Here is a 505-nt window from a genome sequence, read left to right on the forward strand (position 1 = left end):
TGCCGCGGTATCCTTCCATCTTAAGTCAACTTCCTTATCATCTAAAAGATCAAGAAGCACCTGCACCAGATCAGATTCCATGCGCGGAAGCACGACCTGTGTTTCCGGATCGCCGAAACGGGCATTAAATTCAATGACCTTCGAGCCGTTTTCAGTAAGCATCAATCCAGCGTACAAAACGCCAGTGAAGGAACGGCCTTCTTGTACCATTGCTTTTGCGGCCGGCTTCACGATCGTTTCTACAGCATGGCGGACCGTTTCATCCGAAATTTGCGGAACTGGAGAGTAAGCGCCCATTCCGCCCGTATTCGGGCCTTTGTCGCCGTCAAACGCACGCTTGTGATCCTGGGCAATCACCATTGGATACACCTTTTCCCCTTTGACAAAGGCCATCAGAGAAAATTCTTCACCAGAAAGATATTCTTCAATGACAACGGACGCGCTCGCATCACCGAACTTTTCATCTTCAAGAAAGTCATGCAGACATGCAATTGCTTCTTCCTCT

1 protein-coding gene is annotated in these 505 nt (G+C 48.9%); it reads right to left on the reverse strand.

The annotated features are described in order from the left end of the window. Nucleotides 1–505 (reverse strand): phosphoribosylamine--glycine ligase (locus tag AC27IT_RS28360; protein ID WP_487092353.1); only part of this gene is annotated, 505 nt, incomplete at both ends.

Source organism: Brevibacillus sp. YAE8, assembly GCF_057543335.1.